Consider the following 18,886-nt stretch of genomic DNA (forward strand, 5'->3'; position numbering starts at 1 on the left):
AAAGAGGGCGGGGCCTTTGAATTGCGAATACCCGAGTATGACCCAAACAAGCCGGAGATCAAGGGATATCGGTCACCGGACGATGTGATCGTGGTCAAACTCGACGGCAAGAAGGCCAAGCCAAGTTTCAGCCCGACGCAGGATCAACTCAAGATCGATTTGCGGGTTGAGACGTCGCTGGATGTCAAGCTGTCGACCTGGGGCAAGATCAAAGCGCTGTTCAAGTAGCACAATCCGACAATTGAAACAACGATCGGGGCAGCCGGGCTAACCGTGTCAAATGATTGCGGAAACGCACGTCTAGTTGCTTTGCGCGTTGAGTTGTGGCTCTTCAGACCAGTGTACGGAACCAAGATCCGCAACAACGCAGTCAGCCGACTGAAGTCGGCGCTACAGACGCGGCAGGGTGCGGACGGGGATGGCGACACCAAACATGCCGGGTCCTTTGGGGTCGACAGTGACCGGAATTTTCACGCGCACCATGTCGAACAAGCAAGCGGGGGAATCAGCCTTGCAGAGGTACACGACAGTTTCCAGTGTGATGACCGATGCACCCGATCCCGCGATGACCGGGATTTCGAACTCACCGGTTGTGCGATTCAAAACGATCTGTTCCGGCCTGGCGACGATCTCGACAGCGCTTTGATCGGAGCTGTTGAAATCAACATAGAATGGTGCCAGTTCATTGAGTTTGTAGCCGTCGGGAACAACAAGTGCCACGCTGATCGTAGCGGCGCCGGACTTGATTCGATTGGGCTGAAGCTTGATCTCGCGGCCGGAGAAATTGTCCATCGTGCGAGCCGCTACCGGCGCCAGGTCGCGGAACATCAGGGTCGAGACCGTGCCGGTGCCGAGATCGATGATGCGGATCTGGTGATTGTTGCAGTCGGCAACGTACAGCTTGTTGCCGATTAACGCCAACCCCGAGGGTTCGTTGAATTCCGCGGTTGTAAGGTCACCATCCTTGAATCCCGGCCGGCCGGTACCGGCGAAAGTTGTCGCGGTCCGCCGAACCGGATCGACGATCTTGATCTTGTGATTGTAGGTGTCGGCGACATAAAGTTTGCCGTCATGAGAAAGCAGGCCAAGCGGATGTTGGAGGCGAGCCGCGGAGGCATCACCGTCGATATCGCCGAAATCGAAGAGATCGGAGCCGATGATGGTACTGACGCTTCCGCTGGAGGCGAAATCAGCGGAACGAATCGAACTGGTCTCAGAATCGGCGAAGTATAACTTGTCGCCGTCCGTGGTGATGCCGCTCGGCTGGGCGAGAGCGGCCTCGAGCAAGGTGGAATCGACGCGCGCTTCGCGTCCGGAGCCGACGTACGGCCGGGCCTGCCAGGAATCGATATCAGCGACCCAGAGTTGATGCGATCCAGCCATGGCGATATAGAGCTTGCCGTCGTGGACGAGCAAGTCCCATGGTGAATTCAGAGCGACGTTGGTGCCGACGCCGGCGACATTGTCTTGGTGCGCCTGCGTGCCGGTGCCGAGCACGGTCGTGACCTTCTTCGACTTCAGATTGGCCGCGCGGATTGTGTGGTTCTCGGTGTCGGCAATGTACAGGATATCGCCATCGCGACAAACTCCCTGCGGCCGGTTGAAACGTGCCTCCGTGAAGGCGCCATCCTGATTCCCCGGCATCCCGGAGCCGATGATGAACTCAACCTTGCCGTCAGCAGTGGCGGCGAGAATCCGGTTGTGATTGGAGTCGGAAATGTAAAGACGCGCGGCGGTGGCGTCGGTGGTGATCTTGCCGGGATATTTCAGCAGCGTCTGCTCCTGCTTCATGGCCTCGGAGCCAAACGATATCTTGCGGCGCGACAGTTCACCTTTGGCATCGAAGTGCTTGACGATCTGGCCGATGACGTTGTCAAAGAGCGGGAAGACGTTCTCGCCGGAGTGCATTCCGACAACGCGGCCGGCGGGATTAATGATGGCGAAGGTCGGCCAGGCCTTGGCGCCGTAGGCCTGCCAGATCTGGAAATTGTTGTCATTGACAACCGGATGGGTGATCTGATAGCGCAGCACAGCCTGGCGGATCGCCTCGGAGTCTTTTTCGTTGGTGAATTTCGCCGAATGGACGCCGATGACGATCAGTTCGTCGGCGTATTTCTCCTCCAGTTTCCTGAGATCGGGGATCACGTGCATGCAGTTGATGCAGCAGTAGGTCCAGAAATCGAGCAGGACGACCTTGCCGTTCAAGTGCGCCATTGAGAGCGGATTTTCGGTATTGAGCCACTGCAGCCCCTCGGGGAAATCGGGGGCGTGGACGCGGCCTTCAAGCACATCTTCGGTCAGCACCGGGAATTCCTCCGGCGGCGCCGGCGCCGGAGTCTCGCCTTGCGGCTGAGCGTCGCCACAGGCCAGCAAACAGACAAGCGTCATTGTGACTGCAAGGAATACGGCGGGGATTTTCGAACAAGATCGCATGCGTGACTCTCTGGTCGCGCGGCAAGATAGCGACATGATGGCCGACGCGCTAACGAATTGAACACCTACGGTTGGGTGGAAGTTCCGGCGACGCGAAGCTGCGCAAAGACCGCCTTGGGGGCATAGACCGTCAGCGTAATGCCACGAATCGCCATGTAACTGAGCATGGCCAGCCAGAGCGCGTGGTTGCCGAGCGCCGGTTGCGTCAGAAAGTAAATTGGAAAGAAGAAGACGACAGTGGCAATGGCCATCGAGATCAGCATCGGAAAGGTGGCGGTGGCGCCGATAAAGACGCCGTCCCAAACGAAGCAGGCGGCATTGACGATTGGCGCGGCGATTGTCCAGGCGTAGAATGCCAGCGCGGTGGCGATAACGGCTTCGTCGGACGTGAACAAATGCAGGATCGAATTTCCGAACAGCCCGTAGAGCAGCGACATGGCCACGCCGAGACTCATCCCCCAGACAAAGATGTACCGAACCGCCAGATGGAGATTCGGCTTGTCGCGTGCGCCGATAAAACGGCCCGTCAGACTTTCGGCGGCGTAGGCGAAACCATCGACGCCGTAAGCGAGAATCATCCAGAGCTGAAGCAGAATTGAGTTGGCGGCGAGGACAGTGTCGCCGTATTCAGCGCTCGTGGCAGTGAAGAAGCTGTAGGTGACGATCAGCAGCAACGTGCGCAAGAATATGTCACGGTTGACACCGAAGAAGCGGCGAATCGCCGCCAGTTCGAGGATACGCGCGCGGGTGAATCGAACCAGATAGCCGCGATAGTTCACGATGAGCAGGATCAGGGCGAGCGCCACACCGCAATATTGAGCAATCAAGGTGCCGAGCGCGACGCCGGCGACCTTCATTCCGAGCGCCTGCAAGAAGAAGATGTCGAGGCCGATGGTCAGGCAATTGACGACGATGGCGAGGATCATCGGGTAGCGGGCGTTCTGCATTCCCAGAAACCAGCCCTGGACCGCATAGAGGATCAGCACGGCGGGCGCCGACCAGATGCGGAGATTGTAGTAGACCAGCGTCTGAGCCTCGACCTCGGCGCTCGCATTGACTTGCCCGAGCGCGATCAACCGAATCGGCCACTGGAGGAGAATCAGAAAGAGGCCGCCGGCCAGTGCCACGAGGAGCGAGCGGATCAGAATCAGGCTGCACTCGTCGCGGCGCTGCTCGCCGAAGGCCTGCGCGGTCAGGCCGGTGGTGCCCATGCGCAGGAAGCCGAAACCCCAGAAGATGAAGTTGAAGATCATAGCGCCGATGGCGACGCCGCCGAGGTAGGCGGGGCTTTCGAGATGGCCGACGAGCGCGGTATCGACAGAGCTGAGCAGCGGGACGGAAACGTTGGTGATGATGCTGGGGAGCGCGAGGCGAAGAATCTGCTTGTTCATCGTGCGGAGAGAATAAGTCCCCGCACGATGGACAAACAACTGAAATCCGTGACTACGGGTAACAGACGGGAGGCGTGCCGCCGGCAAAGATGAAATTCACGAGGTAGACGGCGTCGGCGATATTCAGGTTGCCGCTGCCGTTGGCGTCGGTCTCCGCCAGACAATCCGGAGGGAGAAATCCGCTGAAGATGTAGGTGACCATCGCCACGATATCGCTGATCGTGACATGCCCGTCGCCGTTGTAATCGCCCGGCACATTGCAGCAGGTGGGATCGAAGACCGGTTCAACCTCACCGGCAAATGACGGCTTGGCGGCTAGGGCGAAAACCGCCTCTTCCTGTCCGACCGGAGCCTGCGCCGGGGTCAGCTTCACCCATTCGATTGTCATCGGCCGCTCCGTTGGAAGACTGGGAATCGTCACGAAGATTCGCGCGAAGTGCTCGTACGAAAATCCGGGCGCATTCCGCAGACCGACCAAGGTGATGATCCCGTTGGCCGGATCGACGAAGTCAACGGCCACAGCGTACGGCGGGGAAGCCGCTCCGACCGGGAACACGACCGAGTCAATCGTCGGTACCGCGCCATCGATGCGTAGTTGCAGCGGATAGCTGAATCCGATTGCTCCGGGGCCGCTGATCCGCAGGTCGATACCGAACTGGGTGTTATTGGCGGGCACGGCGTCGGGGTGGATGATCTTGATCGTCGAATCGACAGGCGCAACGAACGGCGGCTCGGTCGGTGGACATTGCACGTTCCAGAAATCACAGATGAATGCACACTGCCAGATGTGGGCAACGTCGCGAAAAGTCAGTTTCTGGTGCAGGTCGAAGTCGGCCTGGTCGAAATTGACCGGCGGCACGTTACCCTCATAAAGGTACTGCATTGCCGCAACAATATCGGCCACCGTGGTCATACCGTTGCCGTCAAAATCGCCGCAGTAGTCGAACTGGGAATAAGCGCCGGGCGCAATGACGAGGAGAGACGTCAGCAGAGTCGCAAGGAAGGTTCTCATGTTAACCTCGCTGGTTTTGAAGTAGCGTTGACGACGGTAATATAGCCGGGGCGAGCGATTTTAGCAAGAGGTGGCCGTGCCGGAGCCGGACGGGATGCGACGGAACTTCACGGATAACGAGAAGGCTGTCGCGGATATGGTGCGCAGATCAAGAGCAACCAGGGATGGGTGCTGCACCGCCGGCGAAGATAAAGTTGATCAGGTATACGGCATCATTGATGTCGGTCTGGCAACTTCCATCGGCGTCGCCCGCAGCCAACACGGGCGCAGGAGCTGGCCCGCCCGCGAAGATCCAATTAATGAGATATACTGAATCTGACATTGAGATTGCTGTACTCCCATCGGCATCACCGGGCAGGAACACAGCGATGTTGTGGGCTTGCATGATGTCAGCGAAGTGGCCCGCGACCGGATAACCCTTTGTTCGCCAGCCGTGAATGAAATCGTAGATTGTTCGGCAGTAGTTGATAGTCGGATTATTCGGGCGCGGGTCGAAGTCCCAGAAGACATCCCAGATATAGTCGATACCGCACCAGTAGTCAGAAGAATTATAGTCATTGTTGTGGCCCCAGAGTTGGCCGCCAACATAGAAGTTGGCATCGTTCGCAGGATCATAGATATCCCACAGAGCTTCAGTGACGGCACCTTTTACGTCAGCACCGTCAAAGTAAGGGTTTTGGCAACTGGAGTCCTGTTGATCGTACCCTAAGAAATAGGGGACATCTGGGTTCGGTCTCTCTAGTTCAATGAACAACAACGTATCCTGCAATGTCCGGGTATCAATATAATCTGATGTCTGACGCATCACTCCTTGGAAGAAATTGGCCCAACCTTCAGACCAAGACAACAGCTTGGATCGTAGCAAGTTGTTAGGCCAGGCGGGTTCGAAGTAAACATGACGACCACCTGCGAGAGAATCGATGGCCGCATATTCCCACATCAACTTGTGGGAGAACTCGTGCAAGATAACGGGATCATCCCATTCATCGGGATTGTCGTATCCAGATTCCTGACCAGAAATCCATATGGCCGGCTGGCCATCGACAGAATACGCGCCAAAAAACGAGCCCGTGAATTGGCCGGAGGCGCTATCCCCGAGGACGGGCGTCCAATCCGGACTTGGATATGGATTAACTGAGTTCATCAACTCTGCTCTTCCACGAGCGAGCGAATGCACAATTCCCCAAGCACCCGCCACAGATGGTGCTGAGATCTGAGTCCAAATACTGTCAAAGTATATTGGCTCGTGCCCGAGATTTCTAACATGAACTCCACGACTGTACCTATAGAGGGGATCGCCAATGTCGATATGGTGATCGGGTGTGTAGTAAACGGAAGAATAGTAGTCGTCGGCCAGCCAGAACACCTCGAAAGAGTCCTGAGAACACCAAAATGAGAATTCACCATCAGTGTCGGTGTAGTCATAGCTCTGCAGACCCCATGTACCGCCATCGACCACGTACAGCAAAGCGAGTGTCCCGGTCGAAGGCAAGAATGTGCCACTGCGATCTCGGAACTTGACGGTGCCATTTATGATATAGGTCTGAAGGGAAGTCGAGACAGTTAAGTGAAGGACTTCATCATTGCAGAAGAGCAGGATTCGTCCAAAGACAATACTGTCGAGTGCTTCGACGATGAGACGTTGGCGATCCAGTAGAGTGACCTTTAATCTCCCAAATCCTTGAAAACGCGCAGAATCAACACATAGAGAATCAAGTCGCAAGCTGACCCTGGCTGTCTCATCAAGTTGGAGGTGCCTGAGGTAGTGACTCTCTATCATCTGGTCGTCCCGATGGTTCCCGACGTCGTTAATAGATCCCATGTCGCGCTTCACTCCGTCTGGAGCGTTTCGTTTGCCCCGAGACGGCATCTGCCCGATAGCGGGCTCAACCCGGCTTGATTCCGACAGGGGCCCAGTTCCCACTATTTCCCACGCCCAGGCAGAGCCCCCTTGGTCAACTGGTCCTGATTTTGTCTGCGGCGCTGGCGCTTCGGTCGTTCGTAGAACGGTTCGTTTAACTCGAGTATGATATTGAAATCTCGTTCCTCGACCGTCAAGAGCGGGAGTTCCATATCTGATTTTGGCGCTGAAGCTGTAGTTCCCTGGGACTTGCGGAGTGAAGAGAACCTCAAACTGTTCGACAATTAGCGGCTGGACCGGCTTAAGTTCTGAGCAGAATGCGGTATCTGATTGATCTGGTCCTGTGATTTCAATGAGTACACTCCACAGTGAATCAAGATGAGTGTACGGGATGGAATCAAATGCAGCGACAACGCGGATCGGAAAGGAGGCTCCTACGGACAATCGCTGATCGGGAAACACCAGTTCCCAGTTGACAGGTGGTTCGGGCGGGGTATAGTTCAGGCCACTGCTCTGATTTGCTTTCGTCGCCGCGAAGAATAGAATTACCAAGAAGACTGATTGTCGCAGTAGCGACAAGATCGCACACGTTCTTGATGTTGAACTCACGGATATCATTTAGCACCTCCTGTTTACTTTGGCCGCGACATGCCGCTTCTGAGTGCCAGTTCGTTAAAAAGGCTGAGAGCTGCAGACGCCTGAGGTCGTCTCGCAATTTCTACAATCCGGCGCCCCGATCATTCCTGGATCGCCACGAAATTGAGCAGCATGCGCAACCCGCTCGCCTTTCTAACTAACTTCGGCCTCTTGAGTCGATAGCAGCCCTGTTGGTCTTGTAGCTGTTCTTTAGGATAACACTATTGGACCGATGTATCCTTGTCTAGCAGCTTTCCACTGACTTGGCATGTCCGCGGAATTGTGTTGACGGCCCCCTTTCATCGACTTCTTCGGTCGTAATAATCGGAGTGCGACGGGTCGGTTTTCGGGGTTGACTTAAAAACGGGATTTCTTCTATCTTCCGCTCAGTTGGAAAGAGAGGTTTACTTGATGCAGTCTACAGATTTAGCAGCGAAAGCCCCTGGAATCGCTGCAGGTCTGACCTCCAGCTCGATCGGCAAGAAGCTGTTCGTCGCCGTCTCCGGCGGCGTGATGCTGCTCTTTGTGATCGGGCACATGGTCGGCAACCTGCAGTTGTTCATCGGGCAGGATCAACTTAACCGATACGCGCTTTTCCTGCAGAGCCTGGGCGAGTTGCTCTGGGTGGTGCGGATTGTCCTGATTGTGATGCTGGTGCTTCACATCTGGTTTGCAGCCAAGCTCAAGCTGGAGAACTGGGCGGCCCGGCCAACCAAATATGCCTACAACAATACCGTGCAGGCGGGGTTGGCATCGCGGACAATGATCTGGTCGGGGCTGCTGATCGCCAGCTTCATTACCTACCACCTGCTGCATTTCACGTTTTTGACTACACATCCCGAATACCACAACCTGATGGCGACCCTGCCGGGACATCACGAGCCGGTGCACGACGTCTATTCGATGGTAATCCTCGGATTCCAACAGCCGCTGATCTCGATCTTCTACATTATAATGATGTTTCTGCTGGCCTATCATCTCAGCCACGGCATCAAGAGCATGTTTCAAACGCTGGGGATGAACAACGAGCGCTATGAGCCAAAGTTGAACGCGCTGGCGATTATACTCGCGACGATTCTCTTCCTGGGCTACGTCTCGATGCCCCTCGCAGTTTTAGCCGGTATCATCAAGCTGCCGGCGGGAGTGACCTTATGACAACCCTCGATGCCAAGACCCCGTCCGGTCCGCTGGAGAAGAAGTGGGACAAGCATAAATTCGACCTGAAGCTGGTCAATCCGGCGAACAAGCGGAAATATTCGGTGATCGTCGTCGGCACCGGCCTGGCCGGCGGTTCCGCGGCAGCCTCGCTGGCCGAGCTGGGCTACAAGGTGACGGCGTTCTGCTATCAGGACAGCCCGCGGCGCGCACACTCGATCGCGGCGCAGGGCGGAATCAACGCCGCCAAGAATTACCAGAACGACGGCGACTCGGTCTTCCGGCTGTTCTATGACACCGTCAAGGGCGGCGATTTCCGCGCCCGCGAGGCGAATGTCTACCGGTTGGCGGAAGTCTCGGCCAATATCATCGATCAGTGCGTGGCGCAAGGCGTACCCTTTGCGCGCGAATACGGCGGCCTGCTGGCGAACCGTTCGTTCGGCGGCGCGCAAGTGTCGCGGACGTTTTACGCCCGCGGGCAGACCGGACAGCAGTTGCTGCTAGGATGCTACTCGGCATTGTCGCGACAGATCGGGTTGGGGAACGTCAAAATGTACCCGCGCACCGAGATGCTTGACCTGGTGCTGGTCGACGGCCACGCCAAAGGAATCGTTGTGCGCGACATGGAGACCGGCAAGGTCAGCTCGCACTCGGCGGATGCCGTGGTGCTGGCGACCGGCGGCTACAGCAATGTGTTCTTCCTGTCGACCAACGCCACCGGCTGCAACGTGATGGCGATCTATCGCGCTTACAAACGCGGTGCGCTCTTTGCCAATCCGTGTTTCACGCAAATTCATCCGACCTGTATTCCGGTGGCTGGGGAGCACCAGTCGAAGCTCACGCTGATGTCCGAATCGCTGCGCAACGACGGACGGATCTGGGTCCCGATGGCGAAGGGGGACAAACGCGCGCCGGGCGATATTCCGGAAGCGGAGCGTGATTACTATCTTGAACGCAAGTACCCGAGCTACGGCAATCTGGCGCCGCGCGATATCGCGTCGCGGGCGGCCAAGGAAGTCTGCGACGAGGGGCGTGGTGTCGGCGAGTCTGGGCTGGGCGTGTATCTCGATTTCTCGGAGTCGATCGGCCGGCTTGGCGAGGCGACGATTGCGGATCGCTACGGCAATCTGTTCCAGATGTACGAGCGAATCACCGGCGAAAATCCCTACAAGGCGCCGATGCGTATCTTCCCCGCGCCGCACTACACGATGGGCGGGCTGTGGGTGGACTACAATCTGATGAGCAACGTCCCCGGACTGTTCGTGATCGGCGAGGCGAATTTCTCCGATCACGGCGCCAACCGGCTGGGGGCTTCCGCGCTGATGCAGGGTCTGGCGGATGGCTATTTCATTCTGCCGTATACGATCGGCGATTACTTCGCGCGTACCGGCGCCAAGAAGATTCCGACCGATCGGCCGGAATTCAAACAGGCGGAAGCGGAAGTTGACCAGAAGACGAAGAAGCTGCTGGCGATCAAGGGCAAAAAGACCCTGATGGAGCTGCACCGCGAACTGGGTAAGGTGATGTGGGAATACTGCGGCATGGCGCGCAACGAGACGGGGTTGAAGAAGGCACTGGAGTTGATCCCGGGCATGCGCGAGGAATTCTGGAAGAACGCCTGTGTGCTCGGTGGCGGCGAAGAGCTGAATCAATCGCTCGAACGCGCCGGCCGTGTGGCGGATTTCTTCGAATTCGCCGAGCTGATGTGCAAGGACGCCCTGATGCGCAACGAGTCGTGCGGCGGGCATTTCCGCACCGAGTATCAGACCTCGGACGGTGAAGCCGCGCGCGACGACGACAATTACATGTACGTTTCCTGCTGGGAATATGCCGGAGTGGGCAAGGAACCCAATCTCCACAAGGAACCGCTCACCTTCGAATTCGTCCAGCCCGGACAGAGGAGTTACAAGTAATGAATCTGACATTGAAAGTCTGGCGGCAGAAAGACCGCCATGCGCAGGGCCGGATCGAAACCTATCAGGCCAAAGATATCAGTCCCGATACCTCGTTCCTCGAGATGCTGGATCTGGTCAACGAAGACCTGATCAAGCAGGGGCTCGAGCCGATCGCCTTCGACCACGACTGCCGCGAGGGCATTTGCGGCACCTGCTCGCTGACGATCAACGGCATCCCGCACGGCAAGGAAAAGGGCACCACCTCGTGCCAGTTGCACATGCGGCATTTCCAGGACGGCGAAACAATCTACATCGAGCCGTGGCGCGCCAAGGCGTTCCCGGTGGTGAAGGATCTGATCGTCGACCGTTCGGCGTTCGACAAGATCATGCAGGCGGGCGGGTTCATCTCGGTGAACACTGGCGGCACGCCGGACGCCAACGCGCTGCCAGTTGCGAAAGACGCCGCCGAGCAGGCGATGGACGCGGCGGCGTGTATCGGCTGCGGCGCCTGCGTGGCGGCCTGCAAGAACGCCTCAGCGATGTTGTTCGTCTCGGCCAAGGTGGGGCAGTTTGCCTCGCTGCCGCAGGGACAAGCCGAACGCGAACGGCGCGTGCTGGCGATGGTGAATGCGATGGATGAAGCCGGCTTCGGCAATTGCACGAACTACTACGAGTGCGAAGCTGTCTGCCCGAAGGAAATCAGCGTCAAGTTCATTGCGATGATGAACCGCGAGTATATGCGTGCGCTGCGCAAACCGCCGCGGACGAAGAGCGCCGGCGGGACGGGGTAGGGAGAACGATTCCCCGTCATTCCCGCGAACGCGGGAATCCAGGCGAATTAGTAGGTCGGGTTCCGAATTCCGCGCGGAGTACTCTCGGGGAGAAACGAAGAGCGATCCGCGGAATGAGAAACCCGACATTGGCGGGCAAATCAAAAGAGAATGTCGGGTTTCTCGCTTAAAGCAGCGGGCGGCACGATTGATATACAGTAGCGCTCGGAACCCGACCTACGAATTTGTCTGTCCGAATGGCCGCCCTTGACAACAGCGATGCAATAGTCTAAGATTCCGCCGAGGTTACAGAATCACGGAGGTTAGAATGGGGTGGCGACAAACGGTCGTTGGTGTGGCCGCGTTGCTGGTGCTGGCGGCTACAGCTCTTGCGGATGAGATCGAGCCGCCGGATTATCTGGCAGAATTGAAGGCCAAAAAGGACACCACGACGATCAGGCCGCGAAGCTTCGGTGTCGTGGTTTCGGGTGAGTTGGGAGCGCCCCTTGGTGGACGAGATTTCCGAACAGAAGTCTCGCAGGTCCAAAGCGCATCCATCGGCGTCTTCTGGCGTTCGCGGCTCAATCGCACGGACTATGCCAGTTTCACCACAATTTTGACATTCCACCATGAGCGGCATACGCCCGATCCCGAAGCGATTGTTGATCGCTATCGAGACTATTTGGGGCTGCCGCCCGATGCATTTCAATCAAGCGGCGGGCAGCGGAGGATCGACGCGGTTCTTTTGGAAGAAGCGATTGTCGCGCCGTGGATCGACAAGCTGGTGACGCCGCACATTCGGCTTGGCGGCGGAATCGGCCGCTACTACGTCAAGGATCTGGTCGTAGACTGGGACTGGCTGCGGTTCATCTATCAGGGATACGACGAGTGGATCGGCATCCTTGCCGCGGCGATCGGTGTTACCCGCGATATTGGCGCGCGCAGCTTCGTCGCACTGGAAGTCAGAGCACTCATGTTTGGCTCGCTCGATGAGCAGGAAGATTACGTTGACGTCCCGGCCGAACCCACACACCCGCCACAACGCAGCCAGACACCGGTGTCGGTTGGAGCGCACCTGACCGTCGGAATCGGCATTTTCTGAGTACCTTGAATCTGATTCCAGATTCCGCGCGGACCTTATCCGACAGTCCACGCCTTGCCTATCCTGCCCCGGAACTCCTCACGAAATCCCCGGTTATACCAACACCAGTCGCCGCAAGCGAAACTGCGGGTTGCGGCGTAATTTATAAGCGGATCGGCGAGTAGATCAGTCGATCTTAGCGAAATCGGTGAACGAATAATTCGAGGAAATACAGAATGTATCCAGAAGAACTCATTACTCCGATGCGTAAGGAACTCTCGGGCGTCGGGTTTCAGGAATGGAAGACGGCGGCGGATGTCGAAAAAGGTTTGAACGAGAAAGGCTCAGTGCTGCTCGTGTTCAACTCGGTCTGCGGCTGCGCGGCGGGCAATGCGCGCCCGGGAATCAAGCTGGCACTTAAGCACAAGAAGTTGCCGCAGCGGTTTGCCACGGTGTTTGCCGGCCAGGATGTCGAGGCCACTCAAAGCGCGCGCAAACATACGGTCGGCTATCCGCCCTCCTCGCCGTCAGTGGCGCTGTTCAAGGACGGCAAGCTGGTCTATATGATGGAGCGGCACGATATCGAGGGGCATCATCCGCAAACGATCGCCGAGAACCTGACGCACGCGTTCGAAGCGTACCTGTAGATCGATCTTAGATTTTCGTAATCGGCACCCTCACTCAAATCTCGTATCCCGACCCGGGAATCGGCGATTGAGCGGGGGTGTTGTTGCTTAGACATCACAGGCAGGGCCGTGAGCCGGCAAAGCGTGCTTGTGGGCGCGTTTCATGGCCGATTGCACCGAACCGAGTTGTCCGGCCGCAAGTCACCGCCATCGTCTTGAGAAAAATTTCACGAGAAGTTAACTTTGCCGCAACCTTTTCAGACCGAGAGAGTTTATATTACATAATTCACTACCGTCGGGTGGATTTCCAGAAGTGATTGACATTATCGGAGCGGGGCTTACATTGTAGGTCTACATTATCATGAGTGAGTTTAAAGCTAGTGATGCCGACCTTTCGGCGCTGAAATTGGATAAACGACACAAGACCGGTGCGCCGGGGCGTTGGCGTAAGTGGTTGCACCTGTTGTGGTTGCTGATCCCGATCGCGGGTTACCTGGTATACCGAATCGGGCTGCACGAGATCACACCGGCCACCAAAGTGCGCAGCGCGACGGCGCAAATGTTGACCGGCTCGGAAGCGCAAGCGGAGCTGGTGGCGACCGGTTATGTCGTGGCACAGGTCAAGGCGGCCGTGTCATCGAAAGCGACGGGGCGGCTGGAGGTTCTGAACGTCGAAGAGGGGGATGTAGTCAAAGCCGGCGAGGTTCTGGCGATTATCGAGAATTCCGATGTCAAAGCGGATCTGGAGCGGATGAAGGCGAATTTGGCGATGGCGCGAGCCGATTCCACCGACGCGTACATCAAGCTCAATCGTGCCAACGGATTGATCAAGACCGGCTCGACGACTCAGGATATCGTCGACGAGATGAAGGCCAACTATGATCGTGCTAAGGCAGCGGTGGCGGTGGCGTCGGCGGGCGTGCAATACGCCGAAGTGGCGGTCGAGAACACCATCATTCGCGCGCCGTTTGACGGCACAGTGCTCTCCAAGGACGCCGATGTCGGCGAGATGGTAGCGCCGTTCTCTTCGGCGGGGTCATCGCGCGGCGCCGTCGTCACGCTGGCGGATATGAGTTCGCTTGAGGTAGAAGCCGATGTTTCGGAATCGAATATCTACAAAGTCAACGCCGGTCAGCCGTGCGAGATCATTCTGGACGCCTATCCCGGAGTTCGGTACCCGGGGCGTGTGAAGAAGATCGTGCCAACGGCAGATCGTTCGCGCGCGACGGTCATGACGAAAATCGCATTTACCCAGATCGATGAGAAAGTTCTGCCGGAAATGTCGGCGCGGGTGAATTTCCTGCCGGAGAAAACTGGAGGCGCGGAGAAGCCGCAGACGCCGGTGCTGGCGGTGCCGAAATCGACGATCAGCAATCGCAACGGGCGCTCGGTCGTATTCAAGATCATCGGGCAAAACGTTCAGGAAGTTGCCGTGACAATCGGGCGCGAACTGGGAACGTTTACCGAGATCCTATCCGGCCTGGTGCCGGGAGATCAAGTGGTTGTATCGCCGCCGGGGGCGCTGAAGTCGGGCGACAAAATCGAATTATCGCAATAGGACAATAGAACAAAGGAAGAGCATGACCGAGACTTTAGTCCAGGTGCGCAATGTCTCCAAGTCGTATTACCGCGATTCGCTGGAGATTCCGGTATTGCGCAACATCAGTTTTGACATCCCGGCCGGGCAGTTTCTGGCTTTGATGGGTCCCTCGGGATCCGGCAAGACAACCCTGCTCAATTTGATTTCCGGTATTGACCAACCGACCGCCGGCGATCTGATGGTCGCGGGGGAAAACATCGCCCGACTGAGCCAGGGACAGTTGGCCAAGTGGCGCTCGCAGCATATTGGCTTGGTGTTTCAGTTCTACAACCTGCTGCCGGTGTTGACGGCGTACGAAAATGTTGAGCTGCCCCTGCTGCTGTACAAACTTTCCAAAGCCGACCGCCGCAAGCGCGTCGAAACGGCGCTCTCGATTGTCGGTCTCGGCGACCGCATGGATCACTACCCGCGACAGTTGTCGGGCGGTCAGGAACAACGCGTAGCCATTGCGCGCGCCATTGTCGCCGATCCGACGTTGCTGCTGGCCGACGAACCGACCGGTGATTTGGACAAGGCCTCGGCGGAAGAGATCATGACCCTGCTGACGCGGCTGAACAAGGAGTTCAACAAGACCATCATCATGGTGACGCACGATCCCCGCGCGGCGGACAAGGCCTCGTTGATCCGAAACCTCGACAAAGGCGAGCTGGCGTAACGATATGCTGATGAAATTGATTCTTCGTAACGCGCTCCGCCACAAGCTGCGTACGATTCTGACCATTTTGGGTCTGGCCGTTGCGGTGATGGCGTTCGGGCTGATTCGCACGGTGATCGATGCCTGGCACGCAGGTGTCGAAGCCGCAGCGCCGGATCGGCTCATTACCCGGCATGCCGTGTCGATCGTGATGACCCTGCCGCTCTCGTATCGCGATCAGCTGCTCAAGGTTGACGGCGTTAAAGATGTGACCTACGCCAACTGGTTTGGCGGCATCTATGTCGACCCGGACAACTTCTTCGCGCAGTTTGCAGTAGACAAGGACAGCTACTTCCGCATTTTCCCGGAATTTCAGATTTCCGCCGAGGCCAAGCAGGCGTTTGACGCAAATATCCGCGCGGTCATCGTCGGTCAAAAACTGGCGGATCGGTTTGGCTGGAAAGTCGGCGACCGCGTAACTCTGATCGGCACGATCTATCCCGGTGACTGGGACTTTGATGTCGTCGGGATTTATAAGGGGCGCGACGAGACAATTGACGAGTCGGCGTGGTTTATGCGCTGGGACTATCTCGACGAACGGGTCAAGCAGGAGTTCCCCGGGCGCTCCGGCGAGATCGGCTGGTACGCACTGCAGTTGGCTGACCCCAATCGCGCCGCGGAGATTTCGGCGGCGGTTGATGCGCATTTCAAGAATTCCTCGTTTGAAACGCTGACCGAGACCGAGAAGGCCTTTGCGATGTCGTTCGTGCAAATGTCGAGCGCCATTCTCGTGCTGATGACAGTGATGTCGTGGCTGATCATCGGCGTGATCATGATGGTTCTGATCAACACGATGGTGATGACGGCGCGCGAGCGGATCACCGAGCACGCGTTTATGAAGTCCATGGGCTTCCAGAACTACCATCTTTTTGGCCTGATCACGGGCGAATCGCTGGTGATCTCGGCCCTGGGCGCCGGACTCGGATTAATCCTGCTGGCGATGATGGTCAATGTCATGAAAGCCGGCCTGAGCGCCTGGTTCCCGATCTTCACCGTCCAGCCGTTGACCTGGATTTTGGTCGTGGTGATTGCGGTGGCGATCGGATTGGTGGCGGCAATCTTCCCGGTACAAAAGGCGCTGCGCATGCGGATTATCGACGGCCTGCGCGTCGTGGATTGATGAGGTGCAATGATGATTCCTCCGAGTTATACGATAAGAAATCTAGTCAATCATAAGATCACCTCGGCATTGACGGTCCTGGGTGTGACGCTGGTGGTGTTTGTGTTCACCGCCGTTTTGATGCTCGCGCACGGGCTGCTTGAGACGTTAGTGACAACCGGGGCTGACGACAATATTGTCGTGATCCGCAAGGCCTCGCAGACCGAGGTCACCTCGATCGTTTCGGGCGAGCAGGCCGACATCGTGTCAACCTTCCCCGAAATCAAGCAGGACAGCGAAGGCAAGGCTGAGTGCACGCGCGAGATGTACGCGATCATCAGCCTGGCGAAACGCAGCGAGGAGGGAACTTCCAACATCGCGGTACGCGGTGTCACCGAGAAGTCTCTGACGCTGCGGCCCGACGTGAAGATCATTGAAGGCCGGATGTTCCGGCCGGGTACGGCGGAAATCATCGCCGGCAAGTCGGTGGCGCGTCGCTTCCGTGGCTGCGAGGTCGGCGAGACGGTGCGCTTCAACGCGCGCGATTGGACCGTCGTCGGCGTGTTCGACGCCGCCGGCACGGCGTTCGACTCCGAAATCTGGGGGGATATCGCGCAAATGCAGGATGTGTTCCGGCGCGGCGACTACGTCTCCTCAATCACGATGAAGCTGAACGATCCGTCGCAATTGGCGGCGGTGCAGTCGCGGATCGAGGGTGATCCGCGGTTGCCCTTGGAGGCCAAGGCGGAGAAGGAGTACTACAAAGCGCAATCCAAGGCGACGACCGAGTTCATCACGCTGGTGGGAATCTTGATCTGCGTGATCTTCTCCTTCGGCGCTGTTGTTGGCGCGATGATTACGATGTACGCCGCCGTGGCGAATCGCACCAAAGAGATCGGCACGCTGCGCGCGCTGGGCTTCAGCCGCCTGAGCATCCTGTTCACATTCTTGTTTGAGGCAGTACTGATCAGTCTGATCGGCGGCGTGCTCGGGTTGGCGGCGGCCAGTTTCCTGAAATTCGTGCAGGTGTCGACGGTCAATTTCAACACGTTTACGGAGTTGGCCTTCAATTTCAGCCTCAATCTCCCGACGGCGATCGCGGCCCTGATTTTTGCGCTCGCGATGGGCTTTATCGGCGGTTTCCTGCCGGCGGTCCGCGCTTCGCGACTCAAGATCGTTGACTCGCTGCGCACAACTTAGTCGGGCGACGCCGAAATCGGGAGGGAGAACACCGAGCGGCCTGGCGACATTAAAGCTGTTGACAGGCCGAGGGGCTGCCGATATATTCTGCAGACAAGTTCGCCTGGGACATGGTGAAATGGTATCACAGCTGACTCTGGATCAGTTATTCGGGGTTCGAATCCCTGTGTCCCAGCTTTAGAACCCGTCGCCGCATCCCCCCATGTGAATTTTTTCGCAAAAATGCAAAGATTTGCTTGACAAAAGGCAAATCGGACTATATTTACAGATTACAGAGTCCGATATCTTGTATTGGAGATGTTGATGTTATCCAAGAGCTGTGTTTATGCGATTCGAGCGGCGTTGCTGGTTTCGGTCAAGAGCTACCGGCAGGACAAGCACTTTGTGCCGATCCGTGAACTGGCCGAGGAACTCGATTTGTCCTTTCACTTCCTCACCAAGATTCTCCAATATCTGACCGAAGCCAAGATCATGGAATCGTTCCGGGGACCGAACGGCGGCGTCGGACTGGCGCGACCGGCGGCGGAGATCTCTCTGCTGGACATCATCAGCGCCATTGACGGCACGGACATGTTTTCGAGCTGTGTGCTCGGCCTGCCCGGTTGCGGTGAGAACACACCATGTCCGCTGCACGAGCAATGGGCCCGCAAGCGGGAAGAGCTGCGGCGGTTTTTTGAACGCTCCAACCTGGCCGGACTGTCGCGGAACGTCATCGCGGAAAAACTCCGCAACTAAGCCGGAGAGGCGGCCGAAACGATGTTTTGGTGCACCATTGCAGACAACAGACTCCGATATCTTGTACATGAGAACCACATTTGGCGGATAATCAGGCCGACCGTTGTGTCCTCCGCGACGCGCGGTGGTCAGAAAGGATTAAACAGATGTTTCAACGAATTGCGGTAATTGCTCTGGTACTGGCGGCAATTGGCATAACGGCCTATGTCGTCGGTTGCGCCGGTAAGCCGGAGACCGACGCCGAGCGCCTGGCCCGGTGGACGGCGGGTAACTTCACCAGCTTCGAACTCCAAAACGGCATCGGACCGATCAAGGAAAAGCTGGAGGTGGGGCCGGTTAATGCCAGCCGGGCGGCTCGCGGCGAAGAGCTGTTTACCCAGAAGTGTGCAACTTGCCACCAGTTAGACGGCAAGAAGACCGGGCCGGCGTTGCGCGAAATCACCAAGCGCCGCTCACCGGAGTACGTTTTGAATCAAATTCTAAATCCCGATCAAATGGGCAAGCTGCACCCGGACGGTAAGCAGATGGTTGCGCAGTACATGCAGTACATGACGATTCAGGGCATCACAATGGATGACGCGCGCGCGCTGTTGGACTTCCTGCGCAGTGAAGCTGACAAAGCACCGCAGGCGGCAAAATAACCGGCGCAAGCTGGTCGCACGGGAGAAACCATGAAAGAAGGAGTTGAAACGATGAGA

16 protein-coding genes and 1 tRNA gene are annotated in these 18,886 nt (G+C 57.4%); 13 read left to right on the top strand and 4 right to left on the bottom strand.

Translation table 11 applies throughout. The annotated features are described in order from the left end of the window. Window positions 1-21: 21 nt before the first annotated feature. Window positions 22-228: a hypothetical protein gene (locus tag IT585_12430; GenBank protein MCC6964053.1), complete on the top strand. Its 207-nt coding sequence runs from the start codon at window positions 22-24 to the stop codon at window positions 226-228. A 162-nt stretch (window positions 229-390) separates the two neighbouring features. Here the strand turns inward: IT585_12430 and IT585_12435 are convergent, their stop codons facing one another. From IT585_12435 to IT585_12450, 4 genes are all read right to left on the bottom strand, one after another. Further along, window positions 391-2,388, bottom strand: coding sequence for a redoxin domain-containing protein (locus IT585_12435; GenBank protein ID MCC6964054.1), 1,998 nt, complete (start codon window positions 2,386-2,388; stop codon window positions 391-393). 110 nt (window positions 2,389-2,498) lie between these two features. Next, the gene (locus IT585_12440) at window positions 2,499-3,824 is read right to left on the bottom strand and encodes an MATE family efflux transporter (protein MCC6964055.1); all 1,326 of its coding nucleotides are present in this window, start codon (window positions 3,822-3,824) and stop codon (window positions 2,499-2,501) included. 52 nt (window positions 3,825-3,876) lie between these two features. After that, the gene (locus IT585_12445; GenBank protein MCC6964056.1) at window positions 3,877-4,836 is read right to left on the bottom strand and encodes a hypothetical protein; all 960 of its coding nucleotides are present in this window, start codon (window positions 4,834-4,836) and stop codon (window positions 3,877-3,879) included. Between the two features lie 148 nt (window positions 4,837-4,984). Further along, the gene (locus IT585_12450; protein ID MCC6964057.1) at window positions 4,985-7,249 is read right to left on the bottom strand and encodes a hypothetical protein; all 2,265 of its coding nucleotides are present in this window, start codon (window positions 7,247-7,249) and stop codon (window positions 4,985-4,987) included. Window positions 7,250-7,744: 495 nt separating this feature from the next. Here IT585_12450 and IT585_12455 point away from each other — a divergent pair, with 495 nt between their 5' ends. The 12 genes from IT585_12455 to IT585_12510 all read left to right on the top strand — a co-directional run bounded on the left by IT585_12455 (window position 7,745) and on the right by IT585_12510 (window position 18,829). Continuing rightward, window positions 7,745-8,488 (top strand): succinate dehydrogenase cytochrome b subunit, encoded by a 744-nt coding sequence (locus IT585_12455; protein ID MCC6964058.1) that lies wholly within the window; start codon window positions 7,745-7,747, stop codon window positions 8,486-8,488. After that, window positions 8,485-10,401, top strand: coding sequence for a fumarate reductase/succinate dehydrogenase flavoprotein subunit (locus IT585_12460; protein MCC6964059.1), 1,917 nt, complete (start codon window positions 8,485-8,487; stop codon window positions 10,399-10,401). The genes IT585_12455 and IT585_12460 overlap by 4 nt, the downstream gene beginning before the upstream one ends. Further along, the gene (locus tag IT585_12465) at window positions 10,401-11,174 is read left to right on the top strand and encodes a succinate dehydrogenase/fumarate reductase iron-sulfur subunit (GenBank protein MCC6964060.1); all 774 of its coding nucleotides are present in this window, start codon (window positions 10,401-10,403) and stop codon (window positions 11,172-11,174) included. Before IT585_12460 ends, IT585_12465 begins: the two co-directional genes overlap by 1 nt. 307 nt (window positions 11,175-11,481) lie before the next feature. Beyond that, complete coding sequence (locus IT585_12470; protein ID MCC6964061.1) at window positions 11,482-12,255, top strand: hypothetical protein; 774 nt, start codon at window positions 11,482-11,484, stop codon at window positions 12,253-12,255. A 215-nt stretch (window positions 12,256-12,470) separates the two neighbouring features. Continuing rightward, the gene (locus IT585_12475; GenBank protein MCC6964062.1) at window positions 12,471-12,881 is read left to right on the top strand and encodes a BrxA/BrxB family bacilliredoxin; all 411 of its coding nucleotides are present in this window, start codon (window positions 12,471-12,473) and stop codon (window positions 12,879-12,881) included. Between the two features lie 340 nt (window positions 12,882-13,221). Further along, the gene (locus tag IT585_12480; protein ID MCC6964063.1) at window positions 13,222-14,418 is read left to right on the top strand and encodes an efflux RND transporter periplasmic adaptor subunit; all 1,197 of its coding nucleotides are present in this window, start codon (window positions 13,222-13,224) and stop codon (window positions 14,416-14,418) included. A gap of 22 nt (window positions 14,419-14,440) precedes the next feature. After that, window positions 14,441-15,115 (top strand): ABC transporter ATP-binding protein, encoded by a 675-nt coding sequence (locus IT585_12485; GenBank protein MCC6964064.1) that lies wholly within the window; start codon window positions 14,441-14,443, stop codon window positions 15,113-15,115. Between the two features lie 10 nt (window positions 15,116-15,125). Next, complete coding sequence (locus IT585_12490; GenBank protein ID MCC6964065.1) at window positions 15,126-16,274, top strand: ABC transporter permease; 1,149 nt, start codon at window positions 15,126-15,128, stop codon at window positions 16,272-16,274. 9 nt (window positions 16,275-16,283) lie between these two features. Next, window positions 16,284-17,453: an ABC transporter permease gene (locus IT585_12495; GenBank protein MCC6964066.1), complete on the top strand. Its 1,170-nt coding sequence runs from the start codon at window positions 16,284-16,286 to the stop codon at window positions 17,451-17,453. 104 nt (window positions 17,454-17,557) lie between these two features. Continuing rightward, a tRNA-Gln gene (locus IT585_12500) sits at window positions 17,558-17,628 on the top strand. Between the two features lie 128 nt (window positions 17,629-17,756). Continuing rightward, the gene (locus IT585_12505; protein ID MCC6964067.1) at window positions 17,757-18,188 is read left to right on the top strand and encodes an Rrf2 family transcriptional regulator; all 432 of its coding nucleotides are present in this window, start codon (window positions 17,757-17,759) and stop codon (window positions 18,186-18,188) included. Between the two features lie 146 nt (window positions 18,189-18,334). Next, the gene (locus IT585_12510; GenBank protein MCC6964068.1) at window positions 18,335-18,829 is read left to right on the top strand and encodes a cytochrome c; all 495 of its coding nucleotides are present in this window, start codon (window positions 18,335-18,337) and stop codon (window positions 18,827-18,829) included. The last annotated feature ends 57 nt before the right edge of the window (window positions 18,830-18,886 follow it).

Source organism: Candidatus Zixiibacteriota bacterium, assembly GCA_020853795.1.
Lineage (GTDB): Bacteria > Zixibacteria > MSB-5A5 > CAIYYT01 > CAIYYT01 > JADJGC01.

Bases quoted from the DNA above. Each gene is read 5' to 3' on its own strand.
- IT585_12505 (MCC6964067.1), top strand. From the start codon at position 17,757: ATGTTATCCAAGAGCTGTGTTTATGCGATTCGAGCGGCGTTGCTGGTT.
- IT585_12480 (MCC6964063.1), top strand. From the start codon at position 13,222: ATGAGTGAGTTTAAAGCTAGTGATGCCGACCTTTCGGCGCTGAAATTG.
- IT585_12470 (MCC6964061.1), top strand. From the start codon at position 11,482: ATGGGGTGGCGACAAACGGTCGTTGGTGTGGCCGCGTTGCTGGTGCTG.
- IT585_12485 (MCC6964064.1), top strand. From the start codon at position 14,441: ATGACCGAGACTTTAGTCCAGGTGCGCAATGTCTCCAAGTCGTATTAC.
- IT585_12475 (MCC6964062.1), top strand. From the start codon at position 12,471: ATGTATCCAGAAGAACTCATTACTCCGATGCGTAAGGAACTCTCGGGC.
- IT585_12460 (MCC6964059.1), top strand. From the start codon at position 8,485: ATGACAACCCTCGATGCCAAGACCCCGTCCGGTCCGCTGGAGAAGAAG.
- IT585_12490 (MCC6964065.1), top strand. From the start codon at position 15,126: ATGAAATTGATTCTTCGTAACGCGCTCCGCCACAAGCTGCGTACGATT.
- IT585_12495 (MCC6964066.1), top strand. From the start codon at position 16,284: ATGATGATTCCTCCGAGTTATACGATAAGAAATCTAGTCAATCATAAG.
- IT585_12455 (MCC6964058.1), top strand. From the start codon at position 7,745: ATGCAGTCTACAGATTTAGCAGCGAAAGCCCCTGGAATCGCTGCAGGT.
- IT585_12445 (MCC6964056.1), bottom strand. From the start codon at position 4,836: ATGAGAACCTTCCTTGCGACTCTGCTGACGTCTCTCCTCGTCATTGCG.
- IT585_12510 (MCC6964068.1), top strand. From the start codon at position 18,335: ATGTTTCAACGAATTGCGGTAATTGCTCTGGTACTGGCGGCAATTGGC.
- IT585_12435 (MCC6964054.1), bottom strand. From the start codon at position 2,388: ATGACGCTTGTCTGTTTGCTGGCCTGTGGCGACGCTCAGCCGCAAGGC.
- IT585_12465 (MCC6964060.1), top strand. From the start codon at position 10,401: ATGAATCTGACATTGAAAGTCTGGCGGCAGAAAGACCGCCATGCGCAG.
- IT585_12440 (MCC6964055.1), bottom strand. From the start codon at position 3,824: ATGAACAAGCAGATTCTTCGCCTCGCGCTCCCCAGCATCATCACCAAC.